Below are 19,069 nucleotides of genomic sequence, written 5' to 3'. Positions count from 1 at the left end.
AAAAAAACACTGGTCTCTTAGTGGTAGATTTTCAGATTTAAAAACATGAAATCACAAACACATTTTTTTGTGCTACGCATTTTACAAAATAATAATGTGCTTCACCAACTCGTTAAGAGGTTTCATTTAGGAAAGATTTGAAGAACCAAGTAACGGAGTCGCAAGCTCCCTTTTTTGTGCTAAAAACTACAAAAAAGGAGTTTGCTCATTACTCCATTAAAAAAACGCTAGGAAAAGATTTGTATTAAAGTATCCGGAGTCGCATCCTATTATTTTGTACTACACATTTTACAAAATAATAATGTGCTTCACCACCTCGTTAAGAGGTTTCATTTAGGAAAGATTTGAAGAACCAAGTAACGGAGTCGCAAGCTCCCTTTTTTGTGCTAAAAGCTACAAAAAAGGAGTTTGCTCACCACCTCGTTAAGAGATTGTAAATACGCTTGGTAATTTTAAAAGTTTACTTACATTTGCACTCGTAATAATGAGGAAAGATTTGACTGCTTGCAACCTCTTAAAAAAATGCCTAAAATCATTACTGTACGATTGAAACTTCAATCTCGGCGTAATTTTCTCAAGGTGCTTTCGTCAAATCGACTTCCAACTATCAAACACATAGCTAATGGCCTATTTATTTACTTCAGAAAGTGTCTCTGAAGGACACCCAGATAAAGTAGCAGATCAAATCTCTGATGCACTTATAGATAACTTCCTTGCCTTTGATCCCGAATCAAAAGTAGCTTGTGAAACCCTTGTTACCACAGGACAAGTCGTACTCGCAGGAGAAGTAAAAAGCAATACCTATCTCGATGTGCAGAAAATTGCACGTAACACCATTAATAAAATTGGATACACCAAAAGTGAGTATATGTTTGATGGAAATTCCTGCGGGGTCTTTTCGGCAATTCACGAGCAATCTGACGATATCAACCGCGGAGTCGATCGTGCATCTAAAGAAGAGCAAGGAGCCGGAGACCAAGGAATGATGTTTGGCTATGCCACCAAAGAAACAGAAAACCTAATGCCTCTTGCGTTAGATCTTTCTCATAAATTATTAATTGAGTTAGCAGATCTGCGTCGCGAAGGAAAAGAAATAACGTATTTACGCCCAGACTCTAAAAGCCAGGTGACCATAGAGTATAGTGATGATAATGTACCGCAACGCATTGATGCGATTGTTGTTTCTACACAACACGACGATTTTGATGAAGATGAGGCCATGCTTGCCAAAATCCGTAAGGATATTGTAGATATCTTAATTCCTAGATTGGTTGCAAAACTTCCTGCTCAGGTAGCAGCCTTATTTAATGATGACATTAAGTATCACATCAACCCGACTGGAAAGTTTGTGATAGGAGGCCCTCACGGAGATACAGGACTCACAGGTCGTAAGATTATTGTAGATACGTACGGAGGAAAAGGGGCTCACGGTGGTGGGGCTTTCTCAGGAAAAGATCCTTCTAAAGTAGACCGTAGTGCGGCTTATGCTACACGTCATATTGCAAAAAACTTGGTGGCTGCTGGTATAGCAGATGAGATTCTGGTACAAGTATCCTATGCGATTGGTGTGGTAGAACCTATGGGAATTTTTGTAGACACCTACGGGACTTCGCATCTCAATATGACTGATGGCGAAATCGCACAAAAAGTCACTGAAATTTTTGATATGCGCCCCGCTTCTATCGAGTCACGCCTAAAACTTCGTTCGCCTATGTATAGCGAAACGGCTGCATACGGACACATGGGACGTAAAAACGAAACTGTCACCAAAACATTTGAACGCATAGATGGTACCAAAAAGGATATCGAAGTAGAGCTATTTACGTGGGAAAAACTTGATTACGTAGACAATGTAAAAGCGGCTTTCGGATTCTAAGAAAGTATCGTCTCAAAAATAATAGTAAGAGGTAACCTATCATAGTTACCTCTTTTTTTATGCTTTCGCGAAACTATCTCGACGGGGGGAAATAAGCGTACACAAAAATTCTCTATTTTTAATGTAACCAACACATCCACAAGAGCGTCTTATAGCCAATCAATCAAAATCAATCACATGAAATTTTTTAAAACACTACTCATTCTCTTCTTTGTCACTTCCCTAAGTGCTCAGAATATTACTGCGACCTTTGATCAACTATTACAGGAAAAATACCCTGACGATGGCCCTGGAGCCACCGTCTTGGTTGCCAAAAAAGGAAACGTCTTATATCGAAATGCCTTTGGAAAAGCCAATCTCGAAAATGATGTGGCTATGAATCCTAATCACGTTTTTGAAATAGGATCCATTACGAAGCAGTTTACAGCAGTTTCTATTTTAATGCTAGAGGAAGAAGGAAAACTAAGTGTCCAAGACAAACTCTCAAAGTACCTTCCCTCCTATCCTAATGGCGATCAGATCACCATTCACCAACTCCTTAATCATACCTCAGGGATTAAAAGTTATACCGCAATGCAAGGGCTTAATGCTTTTGGTAAAAATGATAAAACTCCGATAGAAATTATAGATTATTTTAAAGATGAACCTGTCGATTTTCAACCAGGAGAACAATGGTTTTATAATAATTCTGGATACATCGTTTTAGGATATATTATTGAAAAAGTATCGGGAATTACCTACGAGGACTTTATCCAACAACGTATTTTTGATCCGCTTGGGATGAAAAATTCCTATTATGGAGACAAATCAAGAATTATAAAAAACAGAGCTTCTGGGTATCAACCGACAGCACAAGGATTTCGTAATGCAACGCAAATAAGTATGACCATCCCTTATGCAGCAGGTTCTTTAATGTCTTGTGTAGACGATATGCTTTTATGGCATAAGGCCATTCGAGATAATACATTAATCACGGCTAGCAGTAAAGCAAAAGCACATGCAAACACCTTCTTAAATAATGGAAAACCGACCAACTACGGCTACGGTTGGCAAATTAATGAGCTTAATAATAAACGAAGCATCGAACATGGCGGTGGTATTTTTGGATATGTCACGCAAGGGGTATACATTCCAGATGAAGACATATATGTTATTGTATTGACCAATGCCAATGGTAATTCTCCACAAGACATCACTTTAAAGCTTGCTGCCATGGTGATGGACGAACCTATGTTTACAGAAAACAAAACGGTGACACTATCTAAAGAGCAATTACAGCAGTGGGTTGGCACGTATACTTTTGAAAATAATGTAGTACGATTTGTAACGCTTCAAGGCAACCAATTGTATAGTCAGCGAGACGGGGGTGGAAAAATTAAAATTTCACCTACAAATGATCATGAGTTTTCTTTTGAAAATAGCTTTGCTACCTATCGTTTTTCTATAGAAAATGGAAAGAAAACGGTGCTTTTTAAGGATCGTATTACTGAGGAAAAAGGAATGGAAAGCAATGAGAAACCAGCCGCTGAAAAAGAAGGAATCGTACTAGATCCTGCTATCATTAAAGAATATGCAGGCACCTACCAATTAAATCCAAGTTTTAGTATTGTGATTACCACCGAAGGGAATCAACTATTTGCACAAGCTACTGGACAGTCAAAAATTGAAGTTTTTGGAGAAGAAGCGGATGCATTTTTCTTAAAAGTAGTACCTGCCAAGTTGCTATTTACGAGAGATGCAGCAAATCAAGTAACACATATCATGCTCCTTCAAGGGGGACAAGAAATGAAAGGTGAAAAAATCAAGTAATCATTTCTCTCACAAATTTAAAACGGGTAGTTTATAGAAGCTACCCGTTTTTTGTGTGTTTTTATGCTTTTTCCTGCTTTCGCGAAAGCGGAATTTATATTGAACCAAACCTAATACAAGAGGAGATACACTATAAATACTCTACACAAGATGTATTACACATCAAAGAGACCTCATCAGGAAGTTCTAATACATTACATGAGTTTTAAGGTTCTGTCACAACAAAATGATATGGCTTTATTTTTGATTATATTCATTTCTCAATTAAACTCACATTAAAATAACAACTTATGAAAACTGATCGTTACACAAAATCTGTTCTTACCGTAATTGCCATCGCACTTTCTATTATTGCCTTAAAAGATGCTGATCTATTCCCTAAAGCACATGCATCATCAAACACAAATATTCCTATAGCGAATAGTAATTACAGTCTTGTCCCTGTGAATGAAGATGGGTCTATTACGGTGCGTCTTTCTACGACAGAACAATTAGATGTAAATATCAAAAACATTGACACCTATGATGAGCTGAGAGTCAACCTATACGGGATAAGCACCAGTGACGAATTAGATGTAAACCTAGATGAGATAGGTGGTGGATGGATCAATAATGGAGGTCCTGTCCCTGTTAAAATAAAGCAGTAAATCAGCTACACATCTAATAACCGTCTGTGATAATTAATCTGTCCTAAATGATAGGTAAGATGTGATGAGAGGTGTATGAGAAAGAATTCGTAGGTCATAGGTTCTTTAAAAACCTTGATAGGATACTCGGCTACCAATTGTTTTTCATCTAGTGACGCCAGTGCCTTTTCTATAACAACTATCGTATCATCAATTTGATGGACTAGCGAACTCACTGGAATATCTTTACCTGAAAATTCAAACTCACGGTTACGAACGTATCCCGTATTTCCGATCTGTGCACCCACAAAGGCATTAAGGTTCCCTATCAAATGTAAGCAAAGGTTACCGCCAGAGTTTGCAATCGCTCTATCAACGATCCAAAGGTTTTCTTCTTTGGTATAGGAAGTGATTTCTGTTTTAAGTCGTGTAAGATCTCTTTTGTAAAGCTGCTGCAGTGTGTCTATAACCATCGTTATTATTATTTAAAACGAATATAATCGATCTCCATCATAAAATCACTTGCTTTTTTGTCATTAGAAATGAGTCCCAATCGGATTACATTTTTCAATTCTTCTGATGATGGATTGCCTGATAGCATATTGCCGAGTCGGTATTTTTTGAAGCTTGAAGGTGGGAGTACTACTTCTTTCCACTCACCATTTGTTCCGGGTAAACTAGCTTTAAAATTAGGTTTATAAAATCTGCGATAATTTGCTAGAGTCAATGCGAAGTTTTGTCCCGTAGATTTATATCTGACATGCACTTCTTTAAAAGGGGACAAATCATAGCTTCTATAAGGGCTTCGATAAGATGCAAAGCCTCCATTATTTTCAAGCGATATACTTCCTTTAAAAATAATACTTTCAGCCGTTTCTGTAACGGTTCCATCTGAGCGCCCACCCATCACGCCATCCAGCACTACAAACCAATCACAATCTGTGCAAGAGGTTCCAAAATCTATATCATAGGGTGTTGAAGTCATAAGAAATAAAGATATAATGGTGATGACTACTTTTAGGGGCGGCATTTACTAAGGATTGTTTTACTAGGTTATAATAATTTTTGTATTTCTTTCTTAATGTTTTCTGCGATACCTGGGATAAAACCTGTTTTCAGGAAAGTGATATTTCCCTGTTGATCAATAATCATGTTGGTAGGATATCCAGTAACTCCAGTTGCCATGGCATATGATTGACTATCTGGAATAATACGGTAGTCAAAATCGTGTTTTTCAAAGAAAGAGGGTAATTGATCTTTTTCTGTGGTAGAAAAGCCAAAAAACTGTACATTTTCATTACTCTTAAAAGACGAAACCAATTCATTTAATTCTGGCATCTCTTGAATACACGGTTTGCATTCTTTGAACCAAAAATTCACAACAGTCACCTTTCCTTTTAAATCATCTGATGTTACACGTTTTCCGTCATAATCTACAAGATCAAATCTCCATGCAGGTGTTCCTATAGACTCTTGAAGTTTTTCTTCTTCGGCTTGAAATCTGGCCATCATCTCTTCCATTACCTTTTTCTCTTCTTCGGTGGGTGGCTCGATAATACCTAGCTTTAATATATCATTTTCATCGGTGTATAGCTTTGGTTGCGCGCCACTAGATAAGTAGATATCAGTTTCTTCTTCTGAAAGTTCTGTACCATCCCTATCAAAGAATTTTAGGTTATCTAATTCAGTTCCAAAAGCTCCCCATTCTGATTGCGGCACTTCTGTAAGTCCTTCAATAATGGATTTTTCGGTTGCTGTTGTATCATTTTTACAAGATGTGATAAGCATCAGAAAACAGATGCATATTAATTGTAAGGTTGTTCTAAATATCATGTTATCTATGTGAGTACACTTTCGCGAAAGCGTATATATTACAGGTTGTATTTTACCGTAAAGATAACATATCTAGGCTGCACAAAGTATTCTGTATTAGAGATTAGAATATCATTAACATTATTGTTACTAATCACATCTACATCCAGTAAGTTGGTTGCCTGCACTCGAAACTCCCATTTACTCTCTGGTTTTTGGTAGTAGAGGTTTGCTTCTAAAAACTGATACGTATTGCTAATATCAGTACTATCATCATTATCATCATAATCAAAATAGCTCCAGTCTGCGCCAAAGGTAAATCCTTTTAAAAAGTTGACTTCCATGTTTGCAAAGGGTCTATTGGTAATGAACGTACGATCTGTAAATCCGTTATCAGAACGTGTGGTGGTGTAGTTATACCCTATTTCAAAATTAGGCGCTTCTTTAAAATTGGTTTCAAAACTAGTCTGATAATTCTGAGTGAAGTTCTTGGTATTTCGATCTTCGTTATTAATAATATTATTTAAATCGCTCCAAGAGACATTACCGCGTACATTCCACTTAAACTTTTTAAAGGTTTTAGAAAAACGTGCGTTACCACCATAGGTCTCATCTACGAAGTTGGTGTTATTGATAGGAGATGATATTTGATCAATTCCTTGAAATACACCTGCTGTTTTGATCGGGTCAATACGTCTACTGTAATTAATCCCTCCAAAAATACTTGTGAAATTAAACATGCTAAAACTAAAGTAATTTAGATTTATGTTATGAAACAATGCATTTTCCAGATTACGATTCCCTCTAAACAAGCGGTTAAAGTTATTAAATACCAATCCTTCCGCATAATTACTTACATCTGTATATTGGGCGGTTACTTGATAGTTTAACTGTAATCTTTTGCTTTGTGCAAATTGAGCGATCGCAAAAAAGTCTGGAAGAACTACCCACTGATTATCTTCTGTAACCACTCCCGCCTGATCACTTTTGATCCCATATCTATGCAAAGTAAGCCCTGGAGTAAAGGTGTAAATCCCTGTTTTAAACTTATAATGTGCTCCTAAAAACCAATCACTAAAATTAAATTGCACATCATTTACCAAAGAGGCTACTTCTCCTGTGATTGGATCGGGTTGTGAATTTTCAAAATCTTCACGTCCGTTCCCTTCTAAAATCTGAAAAATATTGGAATTAAAATCTTGTCTGCTTAGGGTACTTCCAAATGTCAAATTAATATTACTCTTATTATTAATGACATAATAGTAATCTACTTTAGCATCTAGTTTATTGGAGCGTATCGTTTTGTCTTGATTGACATCAAAAAGCGATTGTCCATCTGTAGTGAGTGGTAACACAGATTGGAAAGGTTGCTGACTCACCAATGCGTTATAAAAAGGATCTTCCTCTTGAAAAAGGTGTTGTACGGTCGCCGCAAAAATATTATTCTCGTCTAGGGTATAATACACATTTAAGTTTTGATTGACAGAAAACGGACTATTCTCTTTGCTTTGATCTACGTTGTCTGTTTCTTCTATTGAGTTTCCATTTTGATCTATAAAACGTTCAATAGAAGTCCCATCAGAAAATTCAGTTTGTTTAGAAAGTTTTGCCAGTACATCATAATCTACTTGTAAATTTGTACTAGGCTTATGTACTGCGCTAAACTTTACCATTCCTAATTGATTACGCTGATCACTTACTTCATTAAACTCCTGAGAAACACCTCCATTAATAAAGGTGTTTAGAGAATTATTTACAAAGTTGGTACGTCCATCGTTAAGGATCGTAAATCCGCTCAAGTCCCATGTTTTGGAAGGACTATATGTAAAATTAGCTCCTATAAAATCTGATTCGATCTCATTAGCACGATTATTTTGTGTAGTTAAAAACCCTAATCCTCCGTCAGAAATATTAAAAGAAGTTCCGCCACGCTGATTAAAGCCTCTAAATCCTCCTGTAAAATTAAAATAGTCTCTAAAAGTAAAGGGTACCTCTCCTGTATTATTGAAGTTCCCTATAATATTAATACTCCCTTTTGGACTATAATAAAACAGTTTAGGTTTTACCGTATATCTAAAAGCGTCTCCGCCTTCTCCACCTCCGGTGGTAATATCACCAAACCAAAAGTTTTTCTTCCCTTCTTTCAATCTCAAGTTAATAGCAATATTGTCTTGATCATTCCCGAGTCCTCGCATTTGAGATACTTCATTATAATTCTTTAAGACCTCTACTTTCTTAAGAGCATCTGCAGGGATGTTTTGTGTAGCTAGTTTACTATCTCCATCAAAAAAGTCTTTTCCTTCTATCATTACTTTAGAGACTTTTTGACCATCCACTTCTATTTCTCCATCATCTGTGACCTCAACACCTGGAAGTTTTTTAAGGACATCTCCCAATTTCTTTTCATTCCCGTTGGTAAAGCTATCTGTATTATACACAATCGTATCCCCTTTTACGGTCACTGGCATTTCATAGACTAACTCAACATTATCTAGCTGATTTGGATCAGAAAGGAGCACAAAATCTTTAGTTGCATCTGCTGCATTTTCAGGAACTGCATAATCAACAATTTCTGATTTCAAGCCTAGATAACTTACTTTAAGCTCGTAGGTTGTATTGACTGGTAATTCAAGTTTATACCTCCCCTGTGCATCGGTAATTCCGTAGGATTCAAGCGTTCCTTCTGCTTTGTTTGTAGCAATAATATTTGCTAGTTCTAGCGGATTTCCTATACTGTCTTTTACAGTACCTCTAAGTTCTATACTTTGAGCAAAGAGAGCCACGGGCATTGCAAAAAGCAGCGCCAAAATTATTCTTTTTAAATACATTTTGAATTTATTGGTTAGTTACTCCAAGACGCTATGATCTCGGCACTTTTACTTAGTATGTGTTGTTATTTCTAAATGATTAGCTACCCACCAAATCTTCCTCTACCTCCCCCGCCTCCACGACGATTTTGGCCGCCATAACGTTCTGACATTTCTTTGGCTTTCTCATCTACGATTTTTTGATATTCTGCTTTGGTTACTTCTTTTCCTTTTTCAGGAACTTCAATAGCAATTTCTTCCTTAGGATTCAACACTACTTTTGTACAAAGTATCGTAGTGTTACTTGTGTTCAATTCTAAAATCAAACCTGGAAGACCTCCAAACTCGTCCGGACCGTGACTGGCAGGAATCATTGGTGTATACCAAGCAATAATTGCTTCTGTTTTAGGCTCGGATTTTTCTGCCTCTTCATCGTCTGTATTTGCCGTTTTAAGCGTATCATCCTCTTTTTTTCTAGCTTTTTGAGCATCTCTTGCGCGGCGTCCCATTCTGCTCCATATATTTTGCTCTATATTTCTAGTGGCGACAGCTTTGAAAACAGGATATTGACCTATCATTTTACTCTCTTTTACAAGCTCCCATTCTAAGTTGTTAATTGTATCCTTGATCAAGAAGACTTTTCCAAACATATTATTTTCTTGTGCATACGTATTCTGATCTACATTTTTATAAATACCACCTTGTGTAAAACCACCTCCCCAACGGCCTCCTCCTTGTCCTGGAGTAGCGAGCTTCTCTTCTTCTTTGTAGAAAGATTCATTCTTAGTAAAGGTGAGTGTAAACTCTTTTTCCAAAAAGTTTTTCATGCGTTCCATGATCTGCTTTTTGCGTTGCTCAGACATTTGTTGTCCATCTCTTGAGAAACGGGACAAATCCATTGTTGTCTTGGTTTGATATGTAACAACTCCTTTTATCTCTTGAGCGTACATAGTACCTGCAAACAGACTTATAAAAAGTAAGGTAACACATCGCATATTTTTGAAAACCATCGTCTATAAATTTGCTTTATTAGACCTTAAATGTATATCAAAGTTTAGGCGACTTCTTTTTTTTAAGAATACTTTATGATTTGGCAGGATTTGATCTTATCCTCCTATTTTGATTGAGAATGAGCTTTGTCCTCCTTTTTTTCTCCCACCTGTGTTATAGCGCTCCATCATTTCTTTGGCTTTTTCTTCTGAGATTTTCTCATATTCTGTGCTATTTACCTTCTTTCCTTTGGTAGGAATTTCGATAGCGACCCCCTCTTTAGGATTAATAATAACTTGTGTGCACATCATTGACATTTTTCCGTCATTTACTTCCAAAATAAGCCCTGGTAATCCCCAAAACTCGTCGGGACCGTGTTGCACAGGAATATCAAGTGTGTACCAAGCTGTCGTTACTTTGGTTACTGTATTCACCCCTTCTTCCCCATCTCCGTCAACGCTTTGAAAAGAACGTTCTTCTACTTCTTCTGTAAGTGTTGCTTTGAAGCACGTATATTGCCCTATGTTTTTTGTTTCTTTTTCAAGTTTCCATTCGGGTTTCTCTAGCGTATCTTCTATAAGGAATTGTTTACCCATCAACTCACTCTGTTGTTTGAACGATGCATCTTTGATATTTTGATATAAAATATCACTACTCCCACTCACAATAATACTGATCCCACTACTTGAAGGTGCTTGCGGCTTATCGAGAGATACGTCTTCTTTCCACATTGATTCTGCTTCATTAAAAGATAGGGTATATTCTTTTTGAAATTGTCTCCGTAATTGCTCCTGAATACTTTTTTGCATTTCGTCATTCATGCCAGAGGTGCTATCCATTTTAATATCTACATGACGTTGGGTTTGGTAGGTAGCTACCCCTTGGATGCTTTGTGAGTTCGCTTTCGCGAAAGCGAATACTAAAACAAGTAAAATAATATTTTTCATAATCTAGTAAAGGTATATAATTTTTAATGTTTTGTTTTTTCTTTCTTTTCTTCAATCTCCTCAATGACAATCATTTCTTTTTTCTTGAGCTTTTTTACAAGTAATTGTATATCATCACTATTACTTATTGATACGGATAACTCGGTTAGTTTTTCTTGTAATTCACTTAAATCGAGATCTTTTATTCCTTCTATGATTTCTATTTCTTCATCTGGCGCGATAGATAAGGCATACGAAATAGAGGTGTTATCTGAAGGGTTTGTCGACTTTATTGAAATTTCATTGTACCTATTTTCTGCCTGCTGAGTTTGATTGATTGCATCTAACAGCTCTTTTAAAGTAACAATATCAGTTTTATTTAATTTTCCTTCTTCTTTTAATTTTGTGCGAAGTTTTTCAGAAAGTGTTGTAATAACATCCTGTATATTTTCTTTTTCTTGAGCGTTTGTGGTGATGACTTCTTTTTTCTCTACAACGGTTTGTGCAAAGGTTACTGATGTCATACATAAGATTGCGATGATGGCAAATAGATTTTTCATATTGTTTTTGTTTTAAAGGTTTTGACGTTTATTATTTTCAACACTACAAATTTGCATATCTTGAATGTGTATTAAGGTTAACCAACGTTAACGTGTGTTAACCGATTTTTTTACACGGGATCAACCCCCTACTTTTGGAGTATGCAAGAAAGAAATTACAAAACCATTTTATACTTTATAAGCGCAGTCATACTGATTACGCTAGCCATACAGGTATATTGGAATTACAAAAACTACCAAGTTGGGAAACAACAACTTGTTAATGATGTACAAACCAGTTTGGATAATGCCGTTAGCAATTATTATGAGCAAAAAGCAGCTCAAAACACACTAGGTTTTTTTAGTAAAGGAACTGATCCTAAGGATTTTTTAAAATCAGATCCCTTTAAAAACTTTTCAGAACGCACGTCAAAAGGTCTTCGTAAAAATCTATCCTCTATTGTTATTACTGACTCTGTGCTTTCTGATGATTATCTCACTATAGAAGGCGCCACTTCTGAAGAAATAGACTCGATTATACAGCATTCCACTAAACCTTTAACATCCTTCCAAAGGAGTCGTTACGAAAAAGATTCTCTTAATCCCAAGAGTTCATTAACGATAAGAAGTATTGATGGTCAAAATATTGACACTATCTTAAGAAGATTAAACAACCATAAACACCAGGACACTATATACAGGCTAGGAAAAATAGCACTAGGAGACTCTTTACGAACAAACGCATTACAAAATTTAACTACTAAAATTGTATTGTCTTTTAGTGATGACACTGTAGATATTCCCACCATAGACTCTTTGTTTTTACATGAACTTTCTAGAAAAAACATACGTAGCACCTATAATATTTCATATCAAGACACGAGTACAACACATCAAGTTACGCCTTTAATAGATGATCTTGTTGTCACTTCTACATCATTATTACTACCTGAAAAATATACCTTAAAAGCTGGTGTTGAAAATATGGCAGGAATTGTATTGAAGAGAAATCTTTTAGGCATATTATTATCATTACTTTTATTAGGTGCAGTGATAGGGAGTTTACTGTATTTACTTCATATCATACAGCAACAAAAACAACTCGCTGAAATCAAAAACGATTTCATCAGTAATATGACTCATGAGTTTAAAACACCCATTGCTACCATAGGAGTTGCCATGGAGAGTATTCAGCATTTTAATGCTTCAAATGACCTAGAAAAAACAAAAAAATATGTTGAAATGTCTTCTCAGCAAGTAACAAAGCTCAACACCATGGTCGAGAAATTGCTAGAAACAGCAACCATTAATAGTGAAGCACTAGCTCTAAACAAACAGGAAACCAATATGGTTTTACTTTTAGAGACTATCCATCAGAAATATGTCGCTACCCACCTAGAAAAAAAGATCACTTTTGAATCACAAGAAGATAATATTTGGACTTCTGTAGATGCATTTCACATAGAAAATGCCCTAGACAACATCGTAGATAATGCCATAAAATATGGTGGAGACACCATAAAAATAACAATTCAAAAGCTCAAACTTGGTGTTGAGATTATTATTTCTGATTCAGGAAATACCCTTACAAAAACCCAAGTATCTCAGATTTTTGAAAAATTTTACCGAGTTCCCAAAGGCAACACCCATGATGTGAAAGGTTTTGGAATCGGTCTTTATTATACCAAAGTCATTATAGAAAAACACGAAGGAAGTATTGTCGTCACTACGAATCCAACTCAATTTAAAATTCTTTTACCGTATGTCTAAAATCAAACTACTCCTCGCTGAAGATGAACCTGCATTAGGCCAAATCGTAAAAGAAAGCCTAGAAACGCGTGATTTTGAAGTCACCCTTTGTATTGATGGAGAACAAGCTCTTCAGACTTTCATAAACGATCAACCCGCTATTGTAGTCTTGGATGTGATGATGCCTAAGATGGATGGATTCACCGTTGCCAAAGAAATCAGAAAGATAGATGACACCACTCCTATCATATTTCTCACCGCAAAATCCCAAACAGCAGATGTCGTAGAAGGATTCAGTATCGGGGGTAATGATTATTTAAAAAAACCCTTTAGTATTGAAGAGTTAATTGTACGTATCAATAATTTACTTAATCGAAGTCTCGAACAAAAAAATGCAGATACCTTAAAAATAGGAGAATATATCTTTGAATTTCCAAAGCAGGTATTACGCTTTCGCGAAAGCGAACAAAACCTCACTCACCGTGAGGCGCATCTGTTATTTCATTTATATAAAAATAAAAACCAAGTCCTCGATCGCTCCCTTATCCTCAAAAAATTATGGGGTGATGATGATTTTTTTAATGGCAGATCTATGGATGTGTTTATCACCAAATTGCGTAAAAAACTAAAAGAAGATCCTAATATCTCTATTGTGAATGTGAGAGGATACGGATATAAACTCATCTGCTAATCACATAAACGGGGTGGTTGTTCTCACAAAAAATAAAACTTTTTCTGTTTATTTTTTTGAGAACTTTCCGTTACTAAAACCTTCTTTTTAATCACCGATCTATGGATGTGTTTATTACCAAACTAAACTTAGATGTAGCAATACTTAGATCCCGCTAGATACTGAAACAAGTTCAGTAAACAGCGGGATTACTTCAACTAGCTATTTTGAATGTGTCCTTTGGACTTTTCAAAACAGCGTTTCACTAAAAAAACTAAAAGAAGACCCCAATATCTCTATTGTGAATGTGAGAGGATACGGATATAAAGGCATCTGTTGATCTAGAGGGCAATATTCTTTATACGCTTTCGCGAAAGCGGTATAAACATTAATTGTATTGAAGCATGGAAACGTGTATTTAAAAACGGCTAGATTTTTGTACTTTGCTTGTCCTATGAAAATTTTATTCATTTTCCTTTTTGTGTGTTGTCAAAGTGCCACTTTTGGGCAATCGTTTACTATTACGAAACTAAAAGAAACTCCCTTAAAAGCAGAGGAATTTTGGGGTGTAGATAATTTTCAGAATTTTTATTATACTTCTAGAAATATCCTATATAAAAAAAGCCCAAGGGAAGTCATTGAATACGCGGCGCTTAATCTTGGAGAAATTACGAGTGTTGACCTTATCAATCCTCTTAAAATCATTGTTTTTTATCAAGAATCTAATACAGTTGTGGTACTTGACAATACCCTCGCTGAGATCAGGCGAATTAATTTTAATGCTATAGAAAACTTTAGAAATGTAAGTCAGGCGACTAATGCAGGCGATAGACGTTTGTGGATTTTTAATATGGATATACAACGACTAGAATTGTTTGATTACAACCAAAATAAGGTTATTACCGAATTCCCTCCCACCTTACTTCCTGCATTAGAACTTACGAGTAATTTTAATGTGTGCTGGGTAAAAACACAAAATAGTATTGATTCGTACACCATCTATGGCAGCTTAATAAGCACATACCCGACCGATGAACAATTACACGCTATCACGGAATATAGAGGTCATATTTTCGCTATTTCTGAAGAAAAACTGTATTATAAGGAGAAAAATGCAATAGAATTTACACCTATTGAAATTCCAGAAATTAAAGCACAACAGTTTTCGATCAAGGATGAAATCCTTTATATTTACAACGGTCAAATTTTGACCTCTTACACACTAAACGCATCAAAAGAATAAACCAATGCACATTGCAATCGCCGGTAATATAGGAGCGGGAAAAACGACGCTTACAAGACTTCTTGCTAAACATTATAAATGGACCCCGCAGTTTGAGGATGTGGTAGACAACCCGTATCTAGATGATTTTTACAATGAGATGGAGCGTTGGTCATTTAACTTACAAGTATACTTTTTAAATAGTCGTTTTCGTCAATTACTAGAAATACGTAATAGCAAAAAAAGCATTATACAAGATCGTACGATTTATGAAGATGCTTTTATTTTTGCACCTAACTTACATGCGATGGGGCTTTTGACTAATCGTGATTTTCATAACTACCGTTCGCTTTTTGACCTTATGGAAAGTGTGGTAGATGCCCCAGATTTAATGATCTATCTTCGTAGCTCTATTCCTAACCTTGTATCACAAATTCATAAACGAGGGCGTGATTATGAGAACTCTATCAGTATTGATTACTTAAGCAGACTCAATGAACGTTATGAAGCTTGGATACACGACTATAACAAAGGAAAACTTCTTATCATTGATGTGGATAATATCAACTTTGTAGATAATCCTGAAGACCTAGGAGAAATCATTAATAAAATTGATGCCCAACTACACGGATTATTTTAAAAGAAACATCTATTATATAAAACAAAAAGCGAGCTTTGAGCTCGCTTTTTTTATGTTTAAAAATTTACTTAACGTTTAAATAAGTTAGTCTCTTTCATTACAGTAACGGGTAACAAAACTCTTTTTTTTGGAACAGCTTAGTTATTAACATAAACATAGCTAAAATGAAAAACCAATTTTTAAACTTAAAAGGGATGATTGCTATAACAGCAATACTTATATCTATCTCTTGCCAAACTGAAGATGAGAATACTTTTACTAGTAGAGAGATTTCAGATCGCAGTGCAAAAACTGAGGTATTGACCACCAAACCCAATTCTGATACAACAAGAAAACCAGGTTGTAGCCCAAGCTTTGATGGTTCAAACAATCTTATAACATGTGACTTTATAAATTATATAGCACCGGTAACAACAACGACTATTTGGACTATTGGAGACAATGGGCCTGGGTATATAGATTATGAATTAGAACAAAACTTCTTACCAAGCTGTGAGTTTAGCTACACCTGTATTCGTCCTTGTGGACCTCCAATAGAAGATGCCTTTGGGGAAGTCTTTTTTATAGAAAGCCCTGCTTTTAATTTAAATACTTTTGAGTATGACTATTACGAATACTTATCTAGTGATGGGATTACCCCAGAAAAGGCAAACGAACTTAAAGATCATTTTGCCTGTAAAATAAAAGAGTATCAACAAACAAATTATCCAGATTGGATTGTTTCTGAAGTTAACTTCTTTGGAGATGCCTTATTATGTAACACTTCTGGCATTAGCAATCATTATTTAAAAGCCTCTTTTAAACTCACAAAACATCAGTGTAATTAAAAACAAAAAAGCGAGCTCAAGGCTCGCTTTTTTATTTGTACTAAACTTTTGACTATTTATTCTTTCATTGAATTCACAAAAGCATCCACCTGTGCTCTTACTTCAGCTTCGGTTCCTTTGAACGTCTTTACAGCCTCTGTGCGCTCGCCATTATCATCTGTAGTAATTATAACCTCTCCTACAAACTGGCCATTCTCTTCGCGTATTTCTTTGCGTATTTCCTTTTCTACTTCACGGGTTTCTTTAATTGAGCCATCTTGCATGATAGCAACAGTAGTCCCCTCTTCTGTCACAATAGCAAGACCATCTTCTGTATGCCCTCCTAAGATCGGAGCAATCACAAGACCAATTAAACACGTAAGCTTAATCAAAATGTTCATAGACGGCCCTGAGGTATCTTTAAATGGATCCCCTACCGTATCTCCAGTTACTGCTGCTTTGTGCGCATCAGATCCTTTGTAAGTCATCTCTCCGTTGATTTCTACACCAGCTTCAAAAGATTTCTTTGCATTATCCCAAGCACCTCCTGCGTTGTTTTGAAAGATCGCCCAAAGCACACCACTTACGGTAACTCCTGCCATATATCCTCCTAACATTTCTGCAATCGCTAAACTATCCATTCCAAAAAGTAAAGGAACAAAAGCAATCACAAGAGGAAAACCTATCGTTAATAATCCTGGTAATATCATTTGCTTTAAAGAAGCCTCTGTTGAAATTGCCACACACTTATCGTATTCTGGTTTTCCAGTTCCTTCCATGATTCCTGGAATATCTCTGAACTGACGACGTACTTCTTGCACCATTTCCATAGCTGCTTTTCCTACAGCATTCATCGCTAATGCAGAGAATACAACAGGCACCATTCCTCCTACAAAAAGCATCGCTAATACGGGCGCTTTAAAGATGTTAATTCCGTCGATTCCTGTAAACGTCACATAAGCTGCAAATAAAGCTAATGACGTTAATGCCGCCGAGGCAATCGCAAATCCTTTTCCAGTTGCTGCAGTTGTGTTTCCTACAGAGTCCAAAATATCCGTACGCTCACGTACGATAGGCTCTTGCTCACTCATCTCTGCAATACCTCCTGCATTATCAGAAATAGGTCCAAAAGCATCAATTGCTAATTGCATAGCGGTTGTTGCCATCATCGCAGAAGCCGCAAGTGCTACTCCATAAAAACCTGCAAAGGCATACGATGCCCAAATAGCACCCGCAAATAGTAATACAGAAGGGAATGTAGAAATCATCCCTGTTGCAAGACCTGCAATAATATTAGTTCCTGCTCCTGTACTTGATTGTTGTACAATTTTAAGAATAGGACTCTTCCCCAATCCTGTGTAGTATTCTGTCACCGAAGAAATCACCGCACCTACGACTAACCCAACAAGGGTTGCATAGAATACACGCATAGAAGATATTTCTTGTAAACCTTCTCCAAAGAACTCCATTCTCATTGTATCTGGAAGCATCCATGTACACAACCCAAAACAAGCGATCGCTACCAAGATAATAGAGGTCCAGTTTCCTTTATTAAGAGCACCCATTACTTGCGCTTCTTTTGCATCATTAGAGCTTATTTTTACCAATAAGGTTCCTATAATAGAGATGATAATACCAACTCCTGCAATTGCCATAGGCAATAAGATAGGACCGATACCTCCAAAAGCATCTGTAATGCTTCCGCCCATATCTTTAATGACGTAATTTCCTAATACCATCGCTGCAAGAACGGTTGCCACATACGAACCAAAAAGGTCAGCTCCCATTCCTGCTACATCTCCTACGTTGTCTCCTACGTTATCTGCAATGGTAGCAGGGTTACGAGGATCATCTTCAGGAATTCCTGCTTCTACTTTACCTACTAAATCGGCTCCCACATCGGCAGCTTTGGTATAAATACCTCCTCCTACACGTGCAAAAAGGGCGATAGACTCCGCTCCTAAGGAAAATCCAGCAAGCGTTTCAAGTACAATGGTCATATCCATGGTATTAGTCCATGCACCGTCCATAAAGAAGTGAAAGAAAAAGATAAAGAATGCGGTAAGTCCTAAAACGGCTAAACCTGCAACACCAAGTCCCATTACAGTACCTCCACCAAAAGAAATCTTTAACGCATTTGGCAAACTAGTTCGTGCCGCTTGTGTAGTACGAACATTTGTTTTGGTGGCAATTTTCATTCCTACATTTCCAGCAAAGGCAGAAAATATAGCTCCAAAAATAAATGCAATCACGATAAGCCAGTGGGTTGTAGGCACCACAAATGAAACAATCGCTAATAAAACACTTACAATCACCACAAAAATGGCGAGTAATCTATACTCTGCACTTAAGAAAGCTAAAGCTCCTTCATAAATGTGGTCTGAAATTTCTTTCATCTTACCATCTCCCGCATCCTGTTTCATCACCCAAGAGCGCTTTACTCCCATGTAAATCAGCCCTAATAGCGCCATGGCAATAGGCATATAAATCATCATTGATTCCATATAATATTCTTTTTGGTTTAATTATTTTTTAAGCGTCGCTAATGTAGGAAAACAGACCGAACAAAAAAAGCCCCAATCCAAAGGATTGTGGCT

Annotated in this window: 17 protein-coding genes; 8 read left to right on the top strand and 9 right to left on the bottom strand. The window is 36.5% G+C overall.

Translation table 11 applies throughout. The features are described from left to right. Positions 1-622 precede the first annotated feature (622 nt). The 3 genes from metK to ACFO3O_RS18480 all read left to right on the top strand — a co-directional run bounded on the left by metK (position 623) and on the right by ACFO3O_RS18480 (position 4,332). A complete protein-coding gene (gene metK, locus ACFO3O_RS18490; RefSeq protein WP_379981591.1) occupies positions 623-1,876 on the top strand; it encodes a methionine adenosyltransferase in 1,254 nt (417 codons plus the stop codon). 177 nt (positions 1,877-2,053) lie between these two features. Then, positions 2,054-3,685, top strand: coding sequence for a serine hydrolase (locus tag ACFO3O_RS18485; RefSeq protein WP_379981589.1), 1,632 nt, complete (start codon positions 2,054-2,056; stop codon positions 3,683-3,685). A 290-nt stretch (positions 3,686-3,975) separates the two neighbouring features. Continuing rightward, a complete protein-coding gene (locus ACFO3O_RS18480) occupies positions 3,976-4,332 on the top strand; it encodes a hypothetical protein (protein WP_379981587.1) in 357 nt (118 codons plus the stop codon). A gap of 5 nt (positions 4,333-4,337) precedes the next feature. On the opposite strand, the gene ACFO3O_RS18475 is transcribed toward ACFO3O_RS18480, so the two are convergent. From ACFO3O_RS18475 to ACFO3O_RS18445, 7 genes are all read right to left on the bottom strand, one after another. Beyond that, the gene (locus ACFO3O_RS18475) at positions 4,338-4,784 is read right to left on the bottom strand and encodes a DUF1572 family protein (RefSeq protein WP_379981585.1); all 447 of its coding nucleotides are present in this window, start codon (positions 4,782-4,784) and stop codon (positions 4,338-4,340) included. Between the two features lie 8 nt (positions 4,785-4,792). Continuing rightward, positions 4,793-5,341, bottom strand: a complete 549-nt coding sequence (locus tag ACFO3O_RS18470; protein ID WP_379981583.1) for a CIA30 family protein — start codon at positions 5,339-5,341, stop codon at positions 4,793-4,795. 23 nt (positions 5,342-5,364) lie between these two features. Beyond that, positions 5,365-6,144 carry a TlpA family protein disulfide reductase gene (locus ACFO3O_RS18465; protein WP_379981581.1) on the bottom strand — a complete coding sequence of 260 codons (780 nt, stop codon included), beginning with the start codon at positions 6,142-6,144 and terminating at the stop codon, positions 5,365-5,367. 38 nt (positions 6,145-6,182) lie between these two features. Then, positions 6,183-8,930 carry a carboxypeptidase regulatory-like domain-containing protein gene (locus tag ACFO3O_RS18460; protein WP_379981579.1) on the bottom strand — a complete coding sequence of 916 codons (2,748 nt, stop codon included), beginning with the start codon at positions 8,928-8,930 and terminating at the stop codon, positions 6,183-6,185. Positions 8,931-9,034: 104 nt separating this feature from the next. After that, complete coding sequence (locus ACFO3O_RS18455) at positions 9,035-9,925, bottom strand: GLPGLI family protein (protein ID WP_379981577.1); 891 nt, start codon at positions 9,923-9,925, stop codon at positions 9,035-9,037. Positions 9,926-10,036: 111 nt separating this feature from the next. Further along, complete coding sequence (locus tag ACFO3O_RS18450; RefSeq protein ID WP_379981575.1) at positions 10,037-10,867, bottom strand: GLPGLI family protein; 831 nt, start codon at positions 10,865-10,867, stop codon at positions 10,037-10,039. A gap of 23 nt (positions 10,868-10,890) precedes the next feature. Then, on the bottom strand, positions 10,891-11,406 hold the full coding sequence (locus tag ACFO3O_RS18445) for a hypothetical protein (protein ID WP_379981573.1): 516 nt from the start codon (positions 11,404-11,406) through the stop codon (positions 10,891-10,893). Positions 11,407-11,547: 141 nt separating this feature from the next. Between ACFO3O_RS18445 and ACFO3O_RS18440 the strand changes: the two genes are divergently transcribed. Together ACFO3O_RS18440 and ACFO3O_RS18435 are read left to right on the top strand one after the other, a co-directional pair. Beyond that, a complete protein-coding gene (locus tag ACFO3O_RS18440; RefSeq protein ID WP_379981572.1) occupies positions 11,548-13,155 on the top strand; it encodes a sensor histidine kinase in 1,608 nt (535 codons plus the stop codon). Continuing rightward, on the top strand, positions 13,148-13,825 hold the full coding sequence (locus ACFO3O_RS18435; protein ID WP_379981570.1) for a response regulator transcription factor: 678 nt from the start codon (positions 13,148-13,150) through the stop codon (positions 13,823-13,825). The genes ACFO3O_RS18440 and ACFO3O_RS18435 overlap by 8 nt, the downstream gene beginning before the upstream one ends. A gap of 228 nt (positions 13,826-14,053) precedes the next feature. Here ACFO3O_RS18435 and ACFO3O_RS18430 read toward each other — a convergent pair whose 3' ends face one another. Next, the gene (locus ACFO3O_RS18430) at positions 14,054-14,275 is read right to left on the bottom strand and encodes a hypothetical protein (protein ID WP_379981568.1); all 222 of its coding nucleotides are present in this window, start codon (positions 14,273-14,275) and stop codon (positions 14,054-14,056) included. On the opposite strand from ACFO3O_RS18430, the gene ACFO3O_RS18425 reads away from it, so the two are divergent. The 3 genes from ACFO3O_RS18425 to ACFO3O_RS18415 all read left to right on the top strand — a co-directional run bounded on the left by ACFO3O_RS18425 (position 14,259) and on the right by ACFO3O_RS18415 (position 16,493). Further along, positions 14,259-15,047 (top strand): hypothetical protein, encoded by a 789-nt coding sequence (locus tag ACFO3O_RS18425; RefSeq protein WP_379981566.1) that lies wholly within the window; start codon positions 14,259-14,261, stop codon positions 15,045-15,047. The genes ACFO3O_RS18430 and ACFO3O_RS18425 overlap by 17 nt on opposite strands. 4 nt (positions 15,048-15,051) lie before the next feature. Next, positions 15,052-15,666, top strand: coding sequence for a deoxynucleoside kinase (locus ACFO3O_RS18420; RefSeq protein WP_379981564.1), 615 nt, complete (start codon positions 15,052-15,054; stop codon positions 15,664-15,666). A gap of 164 nt (positions 15,667-15,830) precedes the next feature. Beyond that, entirely contained in the window at positions 15,831-16,493 is a 663-nt protein-coding gene (locus ACFO3O_RS18415; protein WP_379981562.1) for a hypothetical protein, read from the top strand. Between the two features lie 56 nt (positions 16,494-16,549). Here ACFO3O_RS18415 and ACFO3O_RS18410 read toward each other — a convergent pair whose 3' ends face one another. Then, positions 16,550-18,976, bottom strand: coding sequence for a sodium-translocating pyrophosphatase (locus ACFO3O_RS18410; protein ID WP_379981560.1), 2,427 nt, complete (start codon positions 18,974-18,976; stop codon positions 16,550-16,552). Between the last annotated feature and the right edge of the window lie 93 nt (positions 18,977-19,069).

The organism is Dokdonia ponticola, assembly GCF_042653865.1.
Taxonomy (GTDB): domain Bacteria; phylum Bacteroidota; class Bacteroidia; order Flavobacteriales; family Flavobacteriaceae; genus Dokdonia; species Dokdonia ponticola.
Note: the sequence above shows the minus strand (reverse complement) of the source record. Positions and strands in the feature narration are given on the sequence as shown.